Below are 20,982 nucleotides of genomic sequence, written 5' to 3' on the forward strand. Positions count from 1 at the left end.
CCGGGTCACATGCCCATGCCGCCGTCGACGGCCAAGCCGGCGCCGTTGACGAAGGCCGAGGAGTCCGAGGCGAGGAAGACCACCGCGGCCGCGATGTCCTCGGTGGTGGCCAGCCGGCCCGACGGGGTGAGCGCGACCACGGCCTCGACCGCTTCCTGCGGGGAGCCGAACAGCCCGATGCGCGCGACGTCGTCGGCCAGCGCGGCACCCATCCGATTCGGCACCAGGCCGGGGTAGACGCAGTTCACGCGGACGCCGTAGCCGAGTTTGCCGCTCTCCATGGCCGCCACCCGGGTGAGCCGGTCGATGGCGGACTTGCTCGCCGAGTACATCGCGATACCGGGGAACGCGATGGTCGCCGCGACCGAGGCGATGTTCACCACGGCTCCGCCGCGACCGGCCGCGCCGCCCGGCCGCATGGCGCGGAACGCGTGCTTGAGTCCGAGCGAGGCGCCGATCACGTTGATGTCGAACGTCTTTCGCGCATCCTCCGGGTCCAGGTCGATCAGCAGGCTGGTGATCTCCACCCCGGCGTTGTTGACGACGACGTCCAAGCCGCCGAACCGTTCGACTGTCGAGGCGACCGCCGCGGCCCAGGACGCGTCGTCGGTGACGTCGAGGTGGACGAAACCGTGATCCGCGCCGAGTGCTTCGGCGAGTTTGCCGCCGAGATCGTCCTGGATGTCGGCGATCACGACCCGTGCCCCGGCCGCTGCCAGCGCGTACGCCATACCCTCGCCGAGACCTTGTGCGCCGCCGGTGACCAGCGCGATTCGCCCGGTCAGGTCCGTGCTTGCCATGGGTGCTCCTTCGTCGTGGTGATGCCGATCACACGATTCTCGATTTCTTGACACTTGTCAAGACTTCTCTTGACGACTGTCTAGATTCTGTTATCCGATCGTCAAGACTTTGCGGTAGGCTCCGGCTGTCCACATCCGATCGAAGAGGGCCGATGCCGAGAGCGAATCCGATCGACAAACACGACGCGCGCCGACGCGCGCTCGCGGATTCCGCGCTGCGCACCCTCGGCGAACTCGGCTACGCCAAGTCCTCGCTGCGGGAGATCGCGAACAACTCCGAGTTCTCGCACGGGGTCGTGCACTACTACTTCAGCGACAAGCTCCAGCTGATCGTCTTCTGCGTGCAGCAGTACAAACAAACCTGCGTGACCCGCTACGACGGCGTGGTCGCCGACGCGACCACGCCCGCCGGTCTGCTCGCGGCCTTCGCGGACAAGCTGTGCGAGACCATCGTCGAGGAAGCCCCCATGCACCGGCTCTGGTACGACCTGAGGTCCCAGAGCATGTTCGAACCGGACCTGCGCGAACCGGTCGCGCAGATCGACCGCACCCTCGAGGACATGGTGTGGCGGGTCGTCGCCCGGTACGCGGAGTTGTGCGGCACCGAGCCGTCGATCGCCCCGAACGCGGCGTACGGCCTGCTGGATGGACTGTTCCAGCAGGCCCTGCTCGGTTACCTTGCGGGAGAACAGCGGTCGCTCGCCACCCTGAGCGCGCAGGTGCATCAGCTCCTCCCGCTGCTGCTCGACCCGGCTCGAGCGAGCGCGCCACACGGAGCGTGATCGCGCCGGGGCGGATGCCGTCCTAGGGCGTGACGATCGCGAAGTCGATATCCGCGGTATCGAGCAGGCCCGCGAGGGTAACCAGTACGGCCGGATCCCCCTCTACGCCCACCCCGTCCAGACCCTTGCCGGTCAGCACACCCAGGAGCTGTTCCTTGGTGAGGGACAGGGTGAGGTCCGCGGGCCCGTGGTGCGGTGCGTCCGCGGTGGCGGTGCGGTGGGTCAGCGCGCCGTTGGACAGGGTCAGGCGCACGGTCTCACCCTCGCCGGCCACCTTCCAGTCCATCGTGAAGCCGGTCTCGGCGGCCCGGGGTCCGTTCACGCGCACGGCCATCGAATCGATGAGCATCTCGACCGTCAGCGCCATCGCCATTTCCGGGTTGCTGGTGTCGATCTCGGTGTGCACCACGCCTTTTCGCAGCTCGAGCGCGCCGGACAGGTAGAAGTTGCGCCAGGGCCCGTTCTCCGCGCCGTGGCCCAGGGTGTCGTACACCGACGCCAGGAGCTCCTTGGCCACCGCGTTGCCGGGTTCGGCGAAGATGGCGTGGTTGAGCAGGGTCGCGGCGAACCGCAGGTCGCCGCTCTCCGCATACGCCTTGGCCTTTCCGATCAGCGCGTCGATGCCGCCGTAGTCCGCCACGTAGCGCCTGGCCTGCTCGACCGGGGGATGCTCCCACAGATGCGCGGGATTGCCGTCGAACCAGCCCATATAGCGCTGGTAGATGGCCTTGACGTTGTGGCTGACCGAACCGTAGTAGCCGCGGTTGGCCCACCGACTGTCCAGCGCCTCGGGCAACTCCATGACCTCGGCGATCTCCGGGCCGGTGAGGCCGCTGTTGAGCATCCGCAAGGTCTGGTCGTGCAGGTAGGCATACATATCGCGCTGTCCCGCAAGCAGACTCACGAAGCCGTCCCGGCCCCACACGGGCCAGTGGTGGGAGGCGAAGGAGACGTCGATCTTGTCGGCGAACATGCCGATCGCCTCGTCGAGGTAGCGCGCCCAGATGCGTGAATCACGGACCAGCGCGCCGCGCAGGGTGAGGATGTTGTGCATGTTGTGGGTGACGTTCTCGGCCATGCACAGCGCGCGCCGCTCGGGGAACAGGAAGTTCATCTCCGAGGGGGCTTCGGTGCCCGGGGTGAGCTGGAAGACGATGCGCACCCCGTCGACCGTCTCCTCCTGGCCGGTGTGGGTGATGTCGACGGTCGGCGGGATGAGGGTGATGGTGCCGGTGGAGGTGGTCATGCCCAGCCCGCAGCCGATCTGCGCGTCGGGGGCCTTCGGCAGATTCGCCCCGTACATGTACGCGGCGCGGCGGCTCATCGCCGTGCCCGCGTAGACGTTCTCGCTCACCGCGTGCTCGAGGAAGCCGGACGGGGCGATGATCGGGACCGGGGCGTGCCCGTGCGGGACGACCCCGCGGGCGCCGCCGAAGTGGTCGCCGTGTGAATGGGTGTAGATCAGGCCGGTCACCGGGCGGTCCCCACGATGCGCGCGGTACAGCCCCAGGGCCGCCGCGGCGGTCTCCGCCGAGATCAGCGGGTCGATGACGATGACCCCGGTGTCGCCCTCGACGATGGTCATGTTCGACAGATCGAGGTTGCGTACCTGGTAGATGCCCTCGGCGACCTCGAACAGTCCCTGCTTGTTCGCGAGCTGCCCCTGCCGCCACAGGCTGGGGTTCGCGGAGGGCGGGCATTCGCCGTCGAGGAAGTCGTAGGCGTCACCGTCCCAGATGACCTTCCCGGCCTCGGTCTTGATGATCGCCGGTGACAGGGCGGCGATGAATCCGCGCTCGGCGTCCTCGAAATCGGCCCGATCCTCGTAGTCCACCGGCATGTCCGCTCCCTCGTCGGTCGTCGTGTGCCGATGGTTCCGCGCCGCGAACGCACGGCACTTCACCCGGCGCGGGTGAAATTCGAACCGCGGCGGGCGCCCCGCAACCTACCCCGGCGGCGCGCAGCTTCCCGCAGGAAGCCTGCGACCGGCCACCGCCGTCGCGGACGCAAATGCCGCGTACGGTACACTCCCGAAACTTGAGGTTACTCCTCCGTTTTCGGCCCTTCGTTCGATCGCCAAGTCCGACAGTGCGATAGCGGAACGAAGCGCGCCGGGAGGAGCTGTTCGTAGGCGTGGCGGGCCGCGAAAGTGCTGTACAGGGGCCCGGAAGTCGGCACATCCGGATACCACCTAGGAGAACCTTTCGTGTCCGTATACCTGTACCGGTGGGGCAAATTCGCGTTCAGACGCAAGTGGATCGTCCTGCCGGTGTGGCTCCTGCTGCTCGTGATGCTCGGCGTCGGCGGCAGTGCGCTGAGCAAGCCGATGAGCGACGAATTCAGCATGCCGTCGCTGCCCTCGGAACGGGCCACCGACATCCTGGACAAGCAGTTCCCGGGCATGTCAGGGCAGTTCGGCATCGACGCGGTCGGCGGAACCTATGTCATCAAGGCGCCCGCGGGCACGAAACTCACCGACAAACCCCATCGCGCCGCCATCGACAGGCTGATCGCCGACCTGAGGACTCTCGCGGTCGATGACGGCAAGCAGCGCATGGTCACGGACAAAGACGCTGCGGCACTGAACAACCCGATCGCGGTGACCGAGGCGATGGGCTGCCTGGGCGCCGCCGACCCCGCGGTGTGCTCCGGAGCTCCGCTGAACGTGCTGAACGAACAGGCGCCCGCCACGGTCGCCGTGCTCTCGGTGCCCTTCGACATCGCCTCCGCCGCGGACATCACCGACGCCGAGCGCAAGGCCGCCTTCGAGGTCGCCGCCCCGGCCCGCGCGCAGGGCCTGACCGTCGAGATCGGCGGCGCGATCCAGCAGAAGCAGGAGCAGCCGAGCGGTCAGGCCGAAATGATCGGCATGGGTGTGGCATTGGTGGTGATGGTGATCGCCTTCGGGGCGATCGTGGCGGCCTTCGTGCCGATCGTCACCGCGCTCGCCGGCCTCGGCGCCGCCATGCTGGTGATCTCCCTGGGCACCTCGGTCATCGAGATTCCGAGCTTCACAACGTTTCTGGCGTCGATGATCGGCATCGCGCTCTCCATCGACTACGCGTTGTTCATCGTCTCGCGCTACAGGCACGAACTACGGGTCGCGAAGAGTTCCGAAGAGGCCGCGGGCATCTCGGTCGGCACCGCCGGATCCGCGGTGGTGTTCGCCGGGCTCACCGTCATCGTCGCCCTGGGCGCGCTGAGCATCGTCGGGGTCAACTTCCTGACGTTCATGGGCCTGGGCGGCGCGGTCGCGGCGTTCTTCGCGGTGCTCACCGCCATCACCCTGATGCCAGCGCTGCTCGGCGCTTTCGGCCGCTTCCTGTTCACGCCGAAGCTGCCGGTGGTCGCCAGGCACGACCCGGAGGACGACACCTCGGTCACCGTCGGCACGCGGGTGGCGCGTCTGATCGGCAAGGGGCCGTGGGTCGCGCTGACCCTCGCGGTGGCGGCGCTGGGCGCGCTGGCCGCTCCGGCGCTCGGATTGCAGCTGGGTCTGCCGGGTGAGAACAGCTTCCCGACCGATTCCACGATCCGGAAGGCGTACGACATCCGGACGGAGGGGTTCGGCGAAGGCAGCAACGGGATCCTGACCGTCGTGGGCGACCTGGAGAAGGTCCCGGCGGGTCAGCGCGACGCCGCGGTGACCGCCCTGCGGGACCGGCTCGCCGGGCTCGAGGAGATGGACTACGTCACCGCGCCGCAGATCAGCGCGAACAAGCTCGGCGTAATGCTCAGCGGCGTACCGAAATCGGGGCCGAACAACCAGGCGACGAAGGACCTGGTGCGCGACGCGCGCGACGCCGAACAGGAGCTGAACGAGCGCTTCGGCATCGAGTACGGCATCACCGGAACCACCGCCATCTACGCCGACATGGACCACGTCCTGCTCGGCAAGATCGTGCCCTACCTGGCGATCGTGGCCGGGGCGGCCTTCGTCCTGCTGATCCTGGTGTTCCGCTCGATCCTGGTGCCGCTGACCGCCGCGCTCGGCTTCCTGCTGTCCATGGCGGCCACCTTCGGCGCGACCGTCCTGATCTTCCAGGAGGGCACGTTCGGCCTGATCTCGGATCCGCAGCCGATCATCAGCTTCCTGCCGATCATGTTGATCGGCTTGGTGTTCGGACTCGCGATGGACTACCAGGTGTTCCTGGTGACCCGGATGCGCGAGGAATACGTGCACGGCAAATCGCCGAAGGATGCGATGATCTCCGGCTACCACCACGGAGCCCGGGTGGTCACCTCGGCGGCGATCATCATGATCTCGGTGTTCGGCTCGTTCCTGCTGGAATCCGATGTCACCGCGAAATCCATGGGTTTCGCTCTGGCGTGCGGCGTCGCGATCGACGCCTTCGTGGTGCGGATGGTGGTGGTCCCGGCCCTGTTGGTGATCATGGGGCGCCGAGCCTGGTGGATTCCCCGGTGGCTCGACCGAATTCTGCCGGACATCGACGTCGAGGGAGCGAAATTGCAGGAGTCCCAGCGCAAGCCGGATCGTCTCGAATGGCTGCTGCCCGTCGCGGCGGCGAGCGAAGCGGCGGAAGAACTTCGGGCGCCGGTCCGGCAGCCCGCGCAGGGTGCGCCCGAACGGGCGCGACCGGTCCGGATCACGCCCGAACCGGTCGGCGCGGTTCGAGCCGCACCCGAACCGACGCAGCCCACGCCCCTCCCTGATCAGAGCGCTCGATCCGTCCCCCCGCCGGTGCACACCACCGAGGTACCGGCACGCACCTCAACGGCCGGGACCGCCCGCGCCTCCGAAACCCCCGTGCCGGTGGACGGCCCGTCGATCAGCGGCAGCGTGCGCCGAGACGATCAGCACCCCGTACCGGGAGCGATCCTGACGCTGATCAGCCACCGCGGCCGCCAGGTCTCACGCACGACCGCGGGCGACACCGGCGGGTACACCCTCGTGCCGCCCGCGCCCGGCAACTATGTCCTGATCGTCTCGGCGGACGGACATCAACCGGCGGCGATGGATGTCGTCGTGGCCGACGGCGGCGCAACGCGGTTCGACCTCACCCTGACGGGCACCAGCGAGGTCTTCGGCGTCGTCCGCACCACCGCTCAGCAGCCGGTTCCGCATGCCACCGTGAGCGTGACCGACGCCCTCGGCGAGGTGGTCTGCACCGCCCTGACCGCCGCCGACGGCAGCTACACCTGCCGCGGCGTGCTCGCCGGTACGTACACCCTGGTGACGGTGGCCCCCGGAATGAAGCCCACGGCAACGACATTCACGGTGCCGGACAGCACCCGACTGCGCGTCGACGTCGCCGCGCTGGCCCCGATGGCGGTGTTGTCCGGCACGGTCCGCGCCAATGGGAACACGGTGCGCGACGCGCGGGTCACCGTTCTCAACAGGTCCGGAGTACCCGTCGGCACCACCCACACCGACGAGCAGGGCCGCTACGAGGTACCCGATCTGCCGGCCGGTGACTACACCGTCGAGGTGCGTGGCTACTCACTGGTTATCGATGAGGTGATCGTCGACGGTCAGGGCGCGGATCATGATCTGCGGCTCGGCTTCGAGGAGTACGCGGGGGCACGCTGAGCGGTGCCGGGTATTCGGGGCTGCATTGTGCCGAGGGCACAGCGCGGCGGCTCGGGACACGCTCGGCTCGACGAACCCGAGCAGCACCCGCCGGGCCGGGTGGCCGAGGTGCGGCGCTACCCGTCCGCACAACCGCGCCGTCCGGTTCGCCCGTGGGGTCAGGCCGGCTTCCGCACCAGGGCCACACGCCGGCGGCGACGCCGGGGCCGCAGCGGTTCCGTCCGGCGCCGGGTGCGGCTGTAGCGCAGCAACTGCATCAACAGATCCTCCGCGGCGCGATAGCGCGGGATATCCACCCAGAGCCGCCAGAGCACTTCCGGGTCCCCGCGCTCGATCACGGTGACGCGCACCGGCAGGACGTAGCCCGCGATGCCCGCGTCGGTGAGCGCGAAAAGCACCCGGTAGACATCGGATTCGTCCAGGTCCGCCAGCACTCCCCAGGCTCGTGCGTCGAGCCCGTTGGCCAACCCGCGGGCGGGAACCCAGTGCGGGGTGAGGCGCGCACCGGACCACGCGTCGGGCACTTCACGTGAGTAGGTCATCGCGTCCGTTCACTAGGGGCCGGTCGAATGATCGGCTACTCCATCATCCAGCAGACGTGCGGGAACCGCATCCGCCACCGCCCGGCATCGCTGACAGCGAACTCGGCTCGCAGCGTTGCCGGACCACCGGCCGGGAACGCCCGCCGCCCGGCCGCGTTCACGCTCCCGGCGCCGAGATACATCGTGTGCGATGCTTTCTTCATGGTGATTCATGGTGAAAGCTCGTCCAGACTGCGGCTGGCGGCACAGGCCTTCCTCGGCGTGATCCTCGCGTCGGCCGGTACAAGCCACCTGACCTTCGCTCGCGAGGAGTTCCGCGCGCAGGTGCCGTCCTGGTTCCCGCTCGACACCGACTTCGTGGTCCTGGCCTCCGGCGTCGTCGAAATCACGCTCGGCGCAGCGCTTCTGCTGACCTGGAAGCAGCCGCGGCGCGCGCTGATCGGGGCGGTGGCCGCGGCGTTCTTCGTCGTCATCTTCCCGGGGAACATCGCGCAGCTGGTCGAGCACCGGGACGCGTTCGGTCTCGATTCCGATGCCAAGCGCGCGGTGCGGCTCGTGTTCCAGCCGGTGCTCGTGGCGTGGGCGCTGCTGGCGACCAACGCGGTCGGGGTGTGGCGTCGCCGCGCGGTGTCCGCGAACTCCTAGCGGGTCAATCGGTTTCGACGGCCTCGCGCAGTGCGCGGAATTCCGCGGCGAGGGCGTCGACCGTGTAGTGGGCGTTGAGCCCGCTGGGATTGGGCAGGACCCAGAGCGCGGTCTCGCCGATCCGCTCGGATTGGGGACCGACCGCGGCTTTTCGGCGACCGAAGGCCGTGCGGTACGCGCCGATCCCTAGCACCGCCAGCACGCGGGGCTCGTACCGCTCGACGCGTTCGACCAGGGCACGGCCACCCGCGCGCAGTTCGTCCGCGGTCAGCTCGTCGGCCTTGGCGGTCGTGCGCGGGGCGACGTTCGTGATCCCCAACCCCAGTTCGAGTAGTTCCCGCTGTTCGTCGGGCCGCATCAGCCGCGGCGTGAAGCCGGACCGATGCAGCGCCGGCCAGAACCGATTCCCCGGACGGGCGAAGTGCTGCCCGGTCGCTCCCGACCGCAGCCCCGGGTTGATGCCGCAGAACAACACCCGCAAACCGGGCGCTATCAGATCCGGAATCGTCTTGTCCTGCGCCGCGGCCAGATCCGCGGGCGAGGGCCGGGCGGGGGAAGCGGAAACCATCCCCACAGTCTGCCGCAGGACCCCGGCCCGGACGGCAACCGCCGACACCGCGGTCTGCCGCACCCCCGGACTCAGGATTGTCACAATGCCCGACAGCACGCGTGGCCTGCACCGATTGCTTCGATCACGCGGTTACCGTGACAGGGTGACCACGCCGGAGAAGCCCGACGCCACACAGGTCATCCGTGCTGCCATCGAGCTGCTGACGATGTGGATCTCCGAGGGCGACGAATCCCGCAGCGCCCAAGCGGCGTACATCGGCCGCCGGGTCGCGGACCTCGACGAGGCCGAACGCGTCCACCTGATCCGCGGCCAGCTCTACCTCAACGAGCTGCTCCTGATGTCGGTGGCCGAGGCCGACGGCGTCACCGACCTCGAGGAGATGCGGGTCTGCGGCATGCGCTGGCTGCGCGAGCTGGCCCTCGAAATCGCCGAATAGGAATGAGCGTTCCGGGCGGTGCTCGATTGCGCGCCGAGTCCCGTGCGGTGCACGCGGCGCTCGAGACAGCGTGAATCACGGGCGACTCCGCACTCAGGCGCGCAGCTCGCGTTTCAGGAGCTTGCCGCTTTGATTGCGGGGCAGGGAGTCGGTGAAGCGGACCACCTTGGGGACCTTGAAGGGGGCCAGGCGCTGCTTCACGTGGGCGATCAAGTCCTGTGGCGCAACCGGTTCCGCGCCGGGGCGCAGGACCACTACCGCCGTCACGGCCTCGATCCAGCGGGGGTCGGGGGTGCCGATCACCGCCACCTCGGCGACCGCGGGGTGGGTGTAGAGGGCGTCCTCGACCTCGCGGGAGGCGACCAGGATCCCGCCGGTGTTGATCACGTCCTTGATCCGGTCGACCACGGTGATGTAGCCCTCGGCATCGCGGACCACCAGATCACCGGAGTGGAACCAGCCGTCGGTGAACGCCGCCGCGGTCGCCTCGGGATTGTCCCAATAGCCCAGGCACAGTTGCGGTGAGCGGTACAGGATCTCCCCGGGCACGCCCGCGGCCACGTCCGCACCCGCGGCGTCCACCACGCGCGCCTCGACGAACAGCACCGGCAGTCCGCACGAGTCGGGGCGGTCCTCGTGTTCGGCGGGGCGCAGGACGGTCGCCAGCGGGCCGATCTCCGACTGCCCGAAACAGTTGTAGAAGCCCAGATCCGGATAGCGTTCGCGCAGGCGCTGCAGCACGGTGACCGGCATGATCGATGCGCCGTACTGCGCCTTGCGCAGCGAGGACAGATCGCGTCCCGCCAGCTCGGGGTGATCGGCCAGCGGCACCCAGACCGTCGGGGCGAGGAACAGCGAGCCGATGCGCTCGGCTTCGACCGTGCGCAGGATCTCGGAGATGTCGGGCACGGGCAGCAACCGGACCGTGGCCCCGACCGCGAGGTAGGGCAGCAGGAACACGTGCATGCCGGCCGAGTGGTAGAGCGGCATGCAGATCAGCGGGTTGTCCCCCGCGTCCAGGTCGAGAGCGACGATTGCGGAGGTGTACTCGTGCACCAGGGCGCGATGGGTCATCATGGCGCCCTTGGGTTTGGACGTCGTGCCCGAGGTGTACAGCAGTTGGGCCAGGTCGGTGTCGACGGTCGTGGACTCCCACGGGGGAACGGGCCCCGCCACAGCGGTGTCGAGCAGGGAGTCGGCCGTGTCGCGCAGCATGAGCACCCGGCAGCCCGGCGGCACCACCGGCGTGAGGTGGTCGACCAGTTCCGGATCGGCGAATACCGCGGCGGCGCCGGACTGCTCGAGCAGGTACGCCAGCTCGTCGCCGCGCAGGGCGTAGTTGATCGGCACGTGCACCAGCCCCGCCCGGGCGGCGGCCAGGAAGGCGATGGCGTACGCGTCGGAGTTGGTGCCGTAGGCGGCGATTCGGCCACCGGCGGTGAGCCCGAGCGTCCGCAGCCGAGCGGCGGCCCGCGTGACGGCGTCATCGAGTTCGCGATAGGTGAAGCTCCGGTCGGCGAACCGAATCGCCACCCGGCCCGGGTGGCGGGCGGCGCTGCGGCGCAGCACGCCGTCGATGGTGCCCGCACGGGGATCCAGCATGGGAGAGGACATTTCGAAGCCTGTCTGTGTTCTCCCGCGATCGGGCGGGAGCTGTCGAGAACATGTCCGGACGCGACGGGCGTGCGGACGGCGAATCGCCGTCGAGGCCATCGCGACCTCGACGGCAAGTGTCGTTCAGTCCGCCGAGCCGCGGGGATGAACGATGATCTTCACGTGCTCGCGCGGTGAGCGCAGCGCGGTGAACGCCTCCGCCACCCCGTCGAGCCCGACACGGCCGGTGATCAGGGCCTCGGCATCGATCTCCCCGTCGGCCAGCCGCCGCAGCGTGATGTCGTACGGTTCCTGATAGTTGCCGTGCCCGAAGTTCACCGCGATGCGCCGGAACTGGCCGACCACCGGGATGATGGTCTCCTCGGCGAATCCGGCCGCCAGCACCTGGATACGCGAATTGAACGGCAGCTGATGCAGCAGCTCGTTGAGCACGCCCGCGCGGCCACTGCATTCGTAGGCGATGAGAATTCCCGAATCGGCTTCGCTCACCAGCGAATTGCCGTCGGCGGCCAGTGCGTTCCACACCGCGATGGGATCCTGTTCGGTGGGATCGACCACGATGTCCGCGCCCATCAGCTTCGCCAGTTCACGGCGGGCGGGTGAGGGCTCGGAGGCGATCACCACGCGCGCCCCGTGCGCCTTGGCCGCCACGATCGCGCCCAAGCCGATGGCGCCGCAACCGATCACGAGCGCGGAGTCGGACGCCGTCAGACCGGACTGCTGCACGTGCATCTCACCCACGTGCAACGGTTCGGCCAGCGTGGCGTGATCCAGGGAGAGGCCGTCGGGGACCTTGCGCACCCAGTACGCGTCCACCACGATCTGTTCACCGAACGCGCCGTGATGGGTATTCGAATAGCCGATGATCGTCGGGATTCCGCTGGCGGTGTCGGTGGCCAGCCCGATGCCGGCGACGCGGTCCCCCACCGCGAAATCGGCTACATCGGAACCGATCTCGGCGACGACACCCGCGTACTCGTGCCCCAGCACCACCGGCCGCTCGGCGTCGAACTCGGCCAGCGGATACCCGGCGGCGTGCGCGACGCCCACGAACCGGCACGGGTCCTTCGACACCGACAGGTCGCTGCCGCAGATGCCGCAGGCCACCACGTCGATGCGAATCTGCCAGGAGCCCAGCGCGGGTGGCGCCTCCACCTCGGCCACGGTGAACTGTCCCTCGAGGAATTGTGCAGCACGCATGATCAGGCTCCCGTCTGAACGCCGTAGTAGTCGGTGTGGGCCTTGGTGATCGCGGTGATCAGCTGCCCGATCAGCAGATCGCGATTGTCCTGCGCGAATTGCAGGCTCGCCTCACGACCACGGTTGCGGTTCTTGAAATGCGGGATGACCTCGGAGGCGAACAGCTCGTAGCTGCGCTTGGTGTCCTCCCAGCTCGCCATGTCCACGTGCAGCACCAGCATGGTGCCGAAGCCGCCGGTCTTGTCGATCAGGCGCTGGATCTGCTCGATGGCCTCGTCCGGGGTGCCGATGATGGCCTGCCCGAACTCCCCGAGGGTGTCGTTGCGCCACTGGTCGATGATGCCCTTGGGCGTCTGCGCCCAGTCCGGGCTCTGACCGGTCTGGCGATTGACGTAGGCGGCCATCGAGCCGATGCGCCGCGACACCGCGCGCTCGGCGTCGGCGCGGGACTCGGCCAGGAAGATCGGGTTCACCAGTCGCCAGTTGGCGCGATCGGCGACGTTTCCGTGTTCGGCGCAGGCCTTTTCGTACACGCCCCAGTTGCGATCGAGCACTTCGAAACCGCTCGGCGAGCTGGCGGCCAGGGACAGCAGCGACAGACCGTGGGTGCCCGCCAGTACCGACCCGTTCGGGGAAATGGTCGACGCCGTGGCGATCTCGATGCCCGCGGGGTCGTAGGTGGGCAGCTGGGCACGCGCGTCCCGCAGGGTGAACCAGTCGGTCCGCATGTCGACGACCTCGCCGCGCAGCAGCCTGGTGATCGCCTCGAGCGCCTCGCCCTGGCGACGGCGCTGATCGGAGGGATCGATGCCCATCATGTGCGCGTCCAGGGGAATCTTGCCCGGGCCGGTGCCGAAGATGAGCCGGCCGCGCGTCTGCAGATCGAGCTGGGTGATGCGGTCGGCGGTGATCAGCGGGTGGTGGTAGGGCAGTGACACGACACCGGTGCCGAAGCGGATGCGGGCGGTGCGCTCGGCAGCGGCGGCGATGAAAAGGTCAGGGGCGGGCACGATTTCGGCGCCGGTCGAGTGATGTTCACCCATCCAGGCTTCGTCGAAACCGAGGTGATCCAGATGCTCCATCAGGTCGATGTCGCGGCGCAGCTGCAGGGCGGGATCGGCATCGAGGGGGTGATACGGGGCCAGGAAGGCGCCGAACTTCATCGAGCTGGGGGTCCACATGGGAACGTCGTCTCCTCGTCGAAACGGTGCTGTGAGCGGGCTCACGGCGGGACCCCTTCATGACAACATGGATCAAGTGATCCAAAAATGATGGTCTCACTGAGCGGTACCGCGCCGAAAATACGCTACGAATACCGATTTCACGGTTGACTCGGGTGCCGATCTCCGATCTACAGTGGATCGACTGATCCAATTCGTTCCCGATCCCAGGAGCCCCGATATGCACCTCGACGTCGACCCGAGCCGCCGGAGCGTGCGCCTCGCCGAACCCGCCGACTTCACCGCCCTGTCCGTGGTGGTCACCGGCACGCGGGACGACAACCTCCTGCGCGCCGCCCTGGTCGGCTGGGCGGAATTCGATGGCGCGCACGCCTGGCTCGACATCGAGCGCCTGGAAGCCGAACTCGGATCCCTGCTCACCGCCGACCCCGACTGGCGGCAGCGATTCACCGGCATGCTCGGTTACGCGCGCGCTTCGGGCTGGCTCGACGAATCCGGCCGGGCCGTGCGCGCCCACTGCCGCTGGACGTCCCAATGATCGACGCCGCGCACCGGAACCGGCCGTACGAGCGCGACCGGCACTGTGCCAAGCTCGGTCCCATGTCCGCGCCCGCCAATCGCCAGGGGACCACGACCCGCACCCGCCTGCTGAAGACCGCCGAACGGCTCTTCGCCGCCCAGGGCGTGGACGCGGTGTCGGTGCGCGCGGTCAACGCCGCCGCGGGCCTGGGCGCGGCCTCGGTGAACTACCACTTCGGCACGAAGACCGATTTGCTGACGGCGGTCCTGCTCGACCTGGGAGCGCCTGTGCGCGACCGCATCCGAGCGAACGTCGATGCCCTGGCCGCCCGCACCTCCAAGCCCACCCCGGCCGAGCTGGTACACGCGGTGACCGACCCGTACCGGGAACTCCTGCACAACCACCGGACCCGCGGCATGCGCTGGATCAAGATCGTCTCCCAGCTCTCGGTCCAGGCCCACCCCGCACTGGAAGCCTCCGAGGAGGATCTGCGCGGATACCTGCTGGCCCAGGTCCGCCGCACCTTCCCCACGACCGACCCCGCCCGCTTGGAACACCGCTGGGCGGTCGCCCTGACGACATTCCTGCAGGCCCTGGCCCACGCCGACGGTCCGGCGACCGCCAAGCCCCTCACGGTCGCCGAACTCACCGACCTCCTGGACGATCAGGTGACGTTCCTGCGCGGCGGTCTCTCCGCGCTGCTCGGCAACTGACGCGAGCGGGTGCATCCCGGAATCGGAACGGCCGAGCGTGAATCAGTGTGGCAGGGAAAGCAATTCGACCAATGCCCCACGACCGGTCCCCGCGGGCAGCAGCGCGAGCGCCTGCGCCCGGAGCAGCCCGGCCAGGTGTGCGGTGCCGCCGGACCGGGTGGCACGCCAGACACCGCCCTCCACCTGACGGGCAGGCACAACCCTGGTCCGGTCGTTGTCCGGGGCGCCGGCGTCCGCGATCCGGCCCCACGAGGCGTTCGAGTCACGACGGCAGGTCAGCGCTCGAACCAGTGATCGTCCGGTCACCAGGGTGGCCACGACCGCCGCGAGCGGGTTGCCCGGCAGCGCGAGCAGGATCCGGCCGTCCGGCAGCCGGGCCACCAATTGTGAACCGCCCGGGCGCATCCGCACACCGTCGATGAGGATGTGCGCGCCGATCTCCTCGAGTACGCCGCGCAGGTGATCCGCGCCCCCGTGCCCCGTCGCGCCGACGGTGATCGCGAGTTCGGCGTCGGTGTCGAGGTCGAACCAGGTGCGCAACAGGGTGCGGTCGTCGGGCAGGCGGGTCAGCTGCCGGACGCCGATGTCGCAGTGGCCGAGATAGTGCGGCAGCACGGTGCCGATCGAGTCGCGGACCTGTCCCGGTTCGAGTTCACCGCTCGCGCGGATCTCGTCGCCGGTGAGCAGGACATCGGCGCGCAGCGGGCCGCGAACCATCGCGATCGGGGTTTCCGCGCTCTGCGCCACCGATACGGTGCTCACCCCCACCCGCGTTCCGGCGGCGACGAGTTCGTCACCGTCGAACCAGGATTCGCCGCAGCGGCGCAGGTCGTTTCGGCGGGGCGCATCCGCGACCAGTGCCACTGCCCGCTGCCCGCCACTGTGCAGGGGGCGAAGGAATTCCTGGCGGATCACGGCGGTGGTTCCGGGCGGGGTCACCGCGCCGGTCGCGATCCGAACCGCGTCTCCGTCGGACAGCGTGATCCCCGAACGTCTTCCCGCGGTGCAGGTTCCGATGAGCACGCGCCATTGCGGCCCGGGTCCGCTGACAGCGAACCCGTCCATGGCCGCGCTGTCGGCGGCGGGCAGCGCCGCCGTCGCCCACAGCGGTCCGGCCAGGGTCGCACCCAGCGCCATGGACAGGGCGGCGTATCGCTCACCGATCGGAGTCAGCTCCGACAACAACATGGCATCGATCTCGTCCACCGGTACATCTACTCGGCTCGCCGTTCGCTTCGAGCTGTCTTGTACGGCGCGCACGCATCGGTCCTCTCAGATATCGGGCAATCGTCAACAATCCTCATTTGCGGTGATTTCATGCCTCTTTCTCCGTAGTTGCCTATCGGTTGCGCGATTCTCACCCGTATGAGCGGACCGTTGTGCGGACGCGGAGAACGCACAACCGGCCGGACCGACCTGAGAAGTGAACGTAACCGTGGATGTGACGCCCCGTTAACAACCGCTTCCTACCGTTGGCATCGGGATCCACGGTCAGGGCGGTGTGAGTGGGGAGGAACAACAGGTGACGGCAGCCGATTCCGAGACCGGAACGGGCACCACACGCACGGTGTGCTCGTACTGCGGCGTGGGATGCGGGATCGTGCTCGAACTTCACGACGGACCCGAAGGACAGCGCATCCGCAAAGTAGCCGGTGACAAAGCCCATCCCGCCAACGGTGGCCGCCTGTGCACCAAGGGCGGCAGCCACGCGGACATGATGGCCGCGGACGGACGACTGACCACCGCTCTGGTCCGCGCCGAACGCGGCGCGGCGCCCGAACCGATCGCCACCGACACCGCCATCGCCGACACCGCCCGGCGGCTGCGCGCGCTGATCGACGAGCACGGCCCCGACGCCGTCTCGTTCTACGTCTCCGGGCAGATGACTCTCGAGGCGCAGTACCTGGCCAACAAGCTCGCCAAGGGCTTCATCGGCACCAACCAGATCGAATCCAACTCCCGGCTGTGCATGGCCAGCGCCGGCACCGGCTACAAGCTCTCGCTCGGCGCGGACGGCCCACCGGGGTCCTACGACGACTTCGACCACGCGGACGTGTTCCTCGTCATCGGCGCGAACATGGCCGACTGCCACCCGATCCTGTTCCTGCGCATGATGGATCGCGTCAAGGCCGGTGCGACACTGATCGTGGTGGACCCGCGCCGCAACGCCACCGGCGACAAGGCCGATCTGTTCCTGCAGATCAAGCCGGGTACCGACCTGGCGCTGTTGAACGGCCTGCTGCACCTGCTCGTCGAGAACGGGCACACCGATCCGGATTTCATCGCCGAGTTCACCGAGGGCTGGGAGGGGATGGCGGAGTTCGCCGCCGAGTACCCGCCCGAGACGGTCGCCGAGATCACCGGCATCCCGGCCGACGACATCCGCCGCGCCGCCGCGCTGATCGGTGGAGCGGGTGAGTGGATGAGCTGCTGGACGATGGGCCTGAACCAATCCACGCACGGCACCTGGAATACCAACGCACTGGTCAATCTGCACCTGGCGACCGGCGCCATCTGCCGCACCGGCAGCGGCCCCTTCTCCCTCACCGGCCAGCCCAACGCCATGGGCGGGCGCGAGATGGGCTACATGGGACCGGGCCTGCCCGGCCAGCGCTCGGTGCTGGTCGACGCGGACCGCGAGTTCATCGAGAACCTCTGGGAACTGCCCGCGGGCACGCTGCGCACCGAGGTCGGCACCGGCACCATCGACATGTTCACCCGGATGGCCGCCGGAGAAATCAAGGCCTGCTGGATCATCTGCACCAATCCCGTTGCCACGGTGGCCAATCGCAGCACGGTGCTGGCCGGGCTGGAAACCGCCGAGCTGGTCATCGCCCAGGATGTGTTCGCCGAGACCGAGACCAACGCCTACGCCGACGTCATCCTGCCCGCCACCCTGTGGGTCGAGGGCGAAGGAGTGATGATCAACTCCGAGCGCAACCTCACCCTGATTCAGCAGTCGATACCCGCACCGGGCGAGGCGATTCCGGACTGGCAGCTCATCGCCCGCATCGCGTGCGCCATGGGCTACGCCGACAACTTCACCTACCGCAACGCGGAAGAGATCTTCGACGAGATCAAGCGGACCTGGAATCCCAAGACCGGGCACGACCTGCGCGGGGCGAGCTACGACCGCCTGCGCGAAGGTCCGCTGCAGTGGCCGATCGCCCCGGATGGACCGGCCCGCAACCCGATTCGCTACCGCAACGACGGGATCAGCCAGCAGCGGCAGATGCGCGAGGACGACACGGCGCCCCGGCTGTGGTTCCCCACCGCGTCCGGGCGCGCGGCGTTCTTCGCACGGCCCCACCTGCCCGCCGCCGAGCTTCCGGACGACAACTATCCGTTCGTCCTGAACACCGGCCGGGTCCAGCATCAGTGGCACACGCTCACCAAGACCGGCAAGGTCGCCAAACTCAACAGGCTCAATCCGGGGCCGTTCATCGAGGTCCATCCGGACGATGCGGCGACACTCGCTGTCGTCGAGGGCGATTGGCTCGAAGTCGCTTCGCGCCGCGGCCGCGCCGTGTTGCCCGCCGTGGTCACCGACCGAGTCCGGATCGGAACCACGTTCGCGCCGTTCCACTGGAACGACCTGTTCGGTGAGTACCTGACCGTGAACGCGGTCACCAACGACGCGGTGGATCCGATCTCCTTCCAGCCCGAATTCAAGGTCTGCGCGGTGACCTTGACCAAGGTCGCCGCGCCCGTTCGGCTCGAGCCCGTCGCCGAGCCGGAACCCGATGCCACCGTACCCACTCCGGACCCCGTGATCACCGCGCGGACGGGCGATCGGGTATCGATGGCCGCGGCCGCGCTCGGCATCGGCGAACTCACGGCCCCCGCGCTCAGCGAAGTCGAGTCCGCGTACCTGGCCGGGTTCCTGTCGGGCGTGCAGCGCGGGGAGCCCGATGTGATTCCCGCGGTGCCCGTGTCGAATCCGCTGCGTCCCACTGTTTCCGCGTGGGTCGATGGCATGCTGGCCGGCTTGTTCACCCCGCATGCCCGCGCGGTGCCGGACGTTCGGCCCACCGTGGCAGCCGGGGCGAGCGTGCCGCTTTCCGCTTCCGAGACGCCCTCCCCCGCACGCCCGCTGGTGATCCTGTGGGCATCCCAGACCGGTAACGCGGAAGACTTCGCGACCGGTGCGCTCGTCACCACGCTGACCGCCCGGGGTCTGGCCCCCGTCGTGCACGCCATGGACACCGTCTCCGCCGCCGACCTCCCCCGCGACGCCGACCTCCTTGTCGTGAGCAGCACCTTCGGCGACGGTGACGCACCCGACAACGGCGCGGGCTTCTTCCGGTCGCTGGCCGAGCTTCCCGAATCCGCGCTCACCGGAACGCGATTCGCGGTGCTGGCGTTCGGCGACTCGAACTACGACGCGTTCTGCGGGCACGGTAGGCGCCTCGACGCACGCCTCGCCGAACTCGGGGCCGAACGGCTCATCTCCCGGGTCGACTGCGAACCCGATTTCGACGACACCGCGGCCGCGTGGCTCGAACAACTCGTACCCGCACTCGAGGTTCCGGCGAACCCGGATACCGAATCATCCTCGGCGGCAACGACAGCTGCCGGCGAGCCGACTCCCGGACCGGCGGCCACCGCGGCTACCCGGACGCAGGCCGCGCCCACGATCACCGCGACCCGCACCGCACCGGACAAGCCGCTCGGTCACCTGATCGGCAATCGGCTGCTGAGCCTGCCCGGCGCGCAGAAGGAGGTGCGGCAGTTCAGCTTCGACCTCACCGGCACCGACCTGACCTACGATGTCGGTGACGCCCTCGGCGTCCGGCCGTTCAACGATCTGGGGCTGGTCTGGGAGTTCCTGGCCACCACCGGACTCGACCCCGCCGCCGTCGTCGATGTGCCCAAAGTCGGCACGCTGCCCTTCGCCCTCGCGCTCGAGGAGCACCTGGACCTGACCAAGATCAGCCCCGAACTGCTCAAACACGTGGCCGAGCACACCGCGGACCCCTACCTCAAATCCCTGCTGCGCCAAGACAACAAGGGCGAGCTCGCCAAATGGCTGTGGGGCCGGCAGCCGGTCGACATCGCCGCCGGCCATCCGCTCCCGGCGGACCCGCAACGCTGGGTCGACATGCTCAAACGCATTCAGCCCCGGCTGTATTCGATCTCCTCGAGCCCGTTGACGAACCCGGCGATCGTCCGCACCACCGTCTCGGTCATCCGCTATCCCGGTCCCACCGGCCGACCGCGCGGCGGGCTCTGCTCGAGCTATCTCGCCGACGCCGAGCAGAATCAGCCGCTGGCCCTGCATGTCCAGCGCGCACCGCACTTCCGCCCGCCCGACGACCCCGACGTCGCCGCGATCATGGTCGGCCCGGGAACCGGCGTCGCTCCCTTCGTCGGCTTCCTCGAACATCGCCGGGCGCGCGGCGATCAGGCGCCCAACTGGCTGTTCTTCGGCGAACAGCACCGCGCCACCGACTTCTACTACGGCGAGGAACTCGAGCAACTCCAGAAGCAGGGCGTGCTGAGCCGCCTCGACGTCGCGTTCTCCCGTGATCAGCGGGCCAAGGTCTATGTCCAGGACCGCATGCGCGAACGTGGTGCGCAACTGTGGAAATGGCTGAACGCCGGCGCGCACTTCTACGTGTGCGGAGATGCCTCGCGCATGGCCAAGGACGTCGACCTCGCGCTCCGCGAGATCGTCGCCCACCACGGGAACATGGACGCGGACGACGCCGACGCCTACGTGAAGAAGCTCGCGAGCGACAAGCGGTACGTCCGTGATGTCTACTGAGCCCCGTGATCGATCGCGCCGCCGTCCCCGTGTATGAGTGGCACCCATGACCGAAATCCTGTTGTTCTCCTACGGAACCCTGCGCCGGCCACAGGTTCAGCACGAGGTCTTCGGACGCGAACTCGAGGGGCGACCCGATGAGATCGTCGGCTACGAGCTGGGGCAACTCGTCATCACCGACCCCCTGGTGATCGCGACCAGCGGCAGCGATGTGCATCCGATCCTCGTGCCCGCGCCCGATTCACCCGGTGTCGCGGGCACGGTATTCACGATCTCGGAGGCGGATCTCGCCGCCGCGGACGTCTACGAGGTCTCCGACTACACCCGGGTACTGCTGCCGCTGCGGTCCGGCCGGCAGGCCTGGGTATACATCCTGGCAACCGCCGCGGCCGGACTCGGTTTGTAGCGGCTACTCGACGCCGAGGGTGACTTCAGTGGACTTGATCAGCACCTTGACCACCGACCCCTCGGCAAGTTCGAGATCGTCGGCGGCGGCACGGGTGATCGAGGACGTCACCTCGTCACCGCCGGTGAGCCGGACGCGGATGACAGCCATGGCCTCGCCGCGGGTGACCGCGATGACGGTTCCATCGAGTTGGTTTCGAGTGCTCAGTCGCATGGCCCGACCCTACGCCGGGCCGTGCTGATCCCACGGCTCCG

The 20,982-nt window shown here is 68.6% G+C and carries 18 protein-coding genes and 1 pseudogene; 9 read left to right on the forward strand and 10 right to left on the reverse strand.

Going from position 1 to position 20,982, the window contains the following annotated elements; all coding sequences use genetic code 11:
* Window positions 1-5: 5 nt before the first annotated feature.
* Complete coding sequence (locus ACFVBH_RS06030; RefSeq protein ID WP_379000204.1) at window positions 6-800, reverse strand: SDR family NAD(P)-dependent oxidoreductase; 795 nt, start codon at window positions 798-800, stop codon at window positions 6-8.
* 152 nt (window positions 801-952) lie between these two features.
* On the opposite strand from ACFVBH_RS06030, the gene ACFVBH_RS06035 reads away from it, so the two are divergent.
* Entirely contained in the window at window positions 953-1,582 is a 630-nt protein-coding gene (locus ACFVBH_RS06035) for a TetR/AcrR family transcriptional regulator (protein ID WP_379000206.1), read from the forward strand.
* Window positions 1,583-1,604: 22 nt separating this feature from the next.
* On the opposite strand, the gene ACFVBH_RS06040 is transcribed toward ACFVBH_RS06035, so the two are convergent.
* Entirely contained in the window at window positions 1,605-3,422 is a 1,818-nt protein-coding gene (locus ACFVBH_RS06040; RefSeq protein ID WP_379000208.1) for an alkyl/aryl-sulfatase, read from the reverse strand.
* A gap of 366 nt (window positions 3,423-3,788) precedes the next feature.
* On the opposite strand from ACFVBH_RS06040, the pseudogene ACFVBH_RS06045 reads away from it, so the two are divergent.
* Window positions 3,789-6,071, forward strand: a pseudogene (locus ACFVBH_RS06045) (MMPL family transporter); the annotation flags it as partial.
* 285 nt (window positions 6,072-6,356) lie between these two features.
* Window positions 6,357-7,133: a collagen binding domain-containing protein gene (locus ACFVBH_RS06050; RefSeq protein WP_379001609.1), complete on the forward strand. Its 777-nt coding sequence runs from the start codon at window positions 6,357-6,359 to the stop codon at window positions 7,131-7,133.
* 158 nt (window positions 7,134-7,291) lie between these two features.
* Here the strand turns inward: ACFVBH_RS06050 and ACFVBH_RS06055 are convergent, their stop codons facing one another.
* Window positions 7,292-7,675, reverse strand: coding sequence for a hypothetical protein (locus ACFVBH_RS06055; RefSeq protein ID WP_354984062.1), 384 nt, complete (start codon window positions 7,673-7,675; stop codon window positions 7,292-7,294).
* Between the two features lie 35 nt (window positions 7,676-7,710).
* Window positions 7,711-7,878, reverse strand: a complete 168-nt coding sequence (locus ACFVBH_RS06060; protein ID WP_379000211.1) for a hypothetical protein — start codon at window positions 7,876-7,878, stop codon at window positions 7,711-7,713.
* Between ACFVBH_RS06060 and ACFVBH_RS06065 the strand changes: the two genes are divergently transcribed.
* Window positions 7,877-8,320 (forward strand): hypothetical protein, encoded by a 444-nt coding sequence (locus tag ACFVBH_RS06065; RefSeq protein WP_354984064.1) that lies wholly within the window; start codon window positions 7,877-7,879, stop codon window positions 8,318-8,320. The genes ACFVBH_RS06060 and ACFVBH_RS06065 overlap by 2 nt on opposite strands.
* Before the next feature lie 4 nt (window positions 8,321-8,324).
* On the opposite strand, the gene mug is transcribed toward ACFVBH_RS06065, so the two are convergent.
* Complete coding sequence (mug, locus tag ACFVBH_RS06070; RefSeq protein WP_379000214.1) at window positions 8,325-8,888, reverse strand: G/U mismatch-specific DNA glycosylase; 564 nt, start codon at window positions 8,886-8,888, stop codon at window positions 8,325-8,327.
* Between the two features lie 145 nt (window positions 8,889-9,033).
* Here mug and ACFVBH_RS06075 point away from each other — a divergent pair, with 145 nt between their 5' ends.
* Window positions 9,034-9,327, forward strand: a complete 294-nt coding sequence (locus tag ACFVBH_RS06075) for a hypothetical protein (RefSeq protein WP_354984066.1) — start codon at window positions 9,034-9,036, stop codon at window positions 9,325-9,327.
* 93 nt (window positions 9,328-9,420) lie between these two features.
* Here ACFVBH_RS06075 and ACFVBH_RS06080 read toward each other — a convergent pair whose 3' ends face one another.
* The 3 genes from ACFVBH_RS06080 to ACFVBH_RS06090 all read right to left on the reverse strand — a co-directional run bounded on the left by ACFVBH_RS06080 (window position 9,421) and on the right by ACFVBH_RS06090 (window position 13,322).
* Window positions 9,421-10,941, reverse strand: coding sequence for a fatty acyl-CoA synthetase (locus tag ACFVBH_RS06080; protein WP_379000216.1), 1,521 nt, complete (start codon window positions 10,939-10,941; stop codon window positions 9,421-9,423).
* A 123-nt stretch (window positions 10,942-11,064) separates the two neighbouring features.
* Entirely contained in the window at window positions 11,065-12,141 is a 1,077-nt protein-coding gene (locus tag ACFVBH_RS06085; RefSeq protein WP_379000218.1) for an alcohol dehydrogenase catalytic domain-containing protein, read from the reverse strand.
* 2 nt (window positions 12,142-12,143) lie between these two features.
* A complete protein-coding gene (locus ACFVBH_RS06090; RefSeq protein ID WP_354984069.1) occupies window positions 12,144-13,322 on the reverse strand; it encodes an LLM class flavin-dependent oxidoreductase in 1,179 nt (392 codons plus the stop codon).
* Window positions 13,323-13,542: 220 nt separating this feature from the next.
* Here ACFVBH_RS06090 and ACFVBH_RS06095 point away from each other — a divergent pair, with 220 nt between their 5' ends.
* Window positions 13,543-13,860, forward strand: coding sequence for a hypothetical protein (locus tag ACFVBH_RS06095; RefSeq protein WP_354984070.1), 318 nt, complete (start codon window positions 13,543-13,545; stop codon window positions 13,858-13,860).
* A complete protein-coding gene (locus tag ACFVBH_RS06100) occupies window positions 13,857-14,555 on the forward strand; it encodes a TetR/AcrR family transcriptional regulator (protein WP_379000221.1) in 699 nt (232 codons plus the stop codon). The genes ACFVBH_RS06095 and ACFVBH_RS06100 overlap by 4 nt, the downstream gene beginning before the upstream one ends.
* A gap of 42 nt (window positions 14,556-14,597) precedes the next feature.
* Here ACFVBH_RS06100 and ACFVBH_RS06105 read toward each other — a convergent pair whose 3' ends face one another.
* A complete protein-coding gene (locus ACFVBH_RS06105) occupies window positions 14,598-15,761 on the reverse strand; it encodes a molybdopterin-binding protein (RefSeq protein ID WP_379000223.1) in 1,164 nt (387 codons plus the stop codon).
* Window positions 15,762-16,077: 316 nt separating this feature from the next.
* On the opposite strand from ACFVBH_RS06105, the gene ACFVBH_RS06110 reads away from it, so the two are divergent.
* Window positions 16,078-20,322 (forward strand): molybdopterin-dependent oxidoreductase, encoded by a 4,245-nt coding sequence (locus tag ACFVBH_RS06110; RefSeq protein WP_379000225.1) that lies wholly within the window; start codon window positions 16,078-16,080, stop codon window positions 20,320-20,322.
* A 46-nt stretch (window positions 20,323-20,368) separates the two neighbouring features.
* The gene (locus tag ACFVBH_RS06115; protein ID WP_354984074.1) at window positions 20,369-20,728 is read left to right on the forward strand and encodes a gamma-glutamylcyclotransferase family protein; all 360 of its coding nucleotides are present in this window, start codon (window positions 20,369-20,371) and stop codon (window positions 20,726-20,728) included.
* Between the two features lie 3 nt (window positions 20,729-20,731).
* On the opposite strand, the gene ACFVBH_RS06120 is transcribed toward ACFVBH_RS06115, so the two are convergent.
* Window positions 20,732-20,941, reverse strand: coding sequence for a TOBE domain-containing protein (locus ACFVBH_RS06120; protein WP_354984075.1), 210 nt, complete (start codon window positions 20,939-20,941; stop codon window positions 20,732-20,734).
* Window positions 20,942-20,982: the final 41 nt, after the last annotated feature.

The organism is Nocardia sp. NPDC057668, assembly GCF_042799795.1.
GTDB lineage: Bacteria > Actinomycetota > Actinomycetes > Mycobacteriales > Mycobacteriaceae > Nocardia.

Coding starts and splice junctions, on each gene's coding strand:
- ACFVBH_RS06030 (WP_379000204.1), bottom strand. CDS start 800: ATGGCAAGCACGGACCTGACCGGGCGAATCGCGCTGGTCACCGGCGGC.
- ACFVBH_RS06035 (WP_379000206.1), top strand. CDS start 953: ATGCCGAGAGCGAATCCGATCGACAAACACGACGCGCGCCGACGCGCG.
- ACFVBH_RS06040 (WP_379000208.1), bottom strand. CDS start 3,422: ATGCCGGTGGACTACGAGGATCGGGCCGATTTCGAGGACGCCGAGCGC.
- ACFVBH_RS06055 (WP_354984062.1), bottom strand. CDS start 7,675: ATGACCTACTCACGTGAAGTGCCCGACGCGTGGTCCGGTGCGCGCCTC.
- ACFVBH_RS06065 (WP_354984064.1), top strand. CDS start 7,877: ATGGTGATTCATGGTGAAAGCTCGTCCAGACTGCGGCTGGCGGCACAG.
- ACFVBH_RS06060 (WP_379000211.1), bottom strand. CDS start 7,878: ATGAAGAAAGCATCGCACACGATGTATCTCGGCGCCGGGAGCGTGAAC.
- mug (WP_379000214.1), bottom strand. CDS start 8,888: ATGGTTTCCGCTTCCCCCGCCCGGCCCTCGCCCGCGGATCTGGCCGCG.
- ACFVBH_RS06080 (WP_379000216.1), bottom strand. CDS start 10,941: ATGTCCTCTCCCATGCTGGATCCCCGTGCGGGCACCATCGACGGCGTG.
- ACFVBH_RS06085 (WP_379000218.1), bottom strand. CDS start 12,141: ATGCGTGCTGCACAATTCCTCGAGGGACAGTTCACCGTGGCCGAGGTG.
- ACFVBH_RS06090 (WP_354984069.1), bottom strand. CDS start 13,322: ATGTGGACCCCCAGCTCGATGAAGTTCGGCGCCTTCCTGGCCCCGTAT.
- ACFVBH_RS06095 (WP_354984070.1), top strand. CDS start 13,543: ATGCACCTCGACGTCGACCCGAGCCGCCGGAGCGTGCGCCTCGCCGAA.
- ACFVBH_RS06100 (WP_379000221.1), top strand. CDS start 13,857: ATGATCGACGCCGCGCACCGGAACCGGCCGTACGAGCGCGACCGGCAC.
- ACFVBH_RS06115 (WP_354984074.1), top strand. CDS start 20,369: ATGACCGAAATCCTGTTGTTCTCCTACGGAACCCTGCGCCGGCCACAG.
- ACFVBH_RS06120 (WP_354984075.1), bottom strand. CDS start 20,941: ATGCGACTGAGCACTCGAAACCAACTCGATGGAACCGTCATCGCGGTC.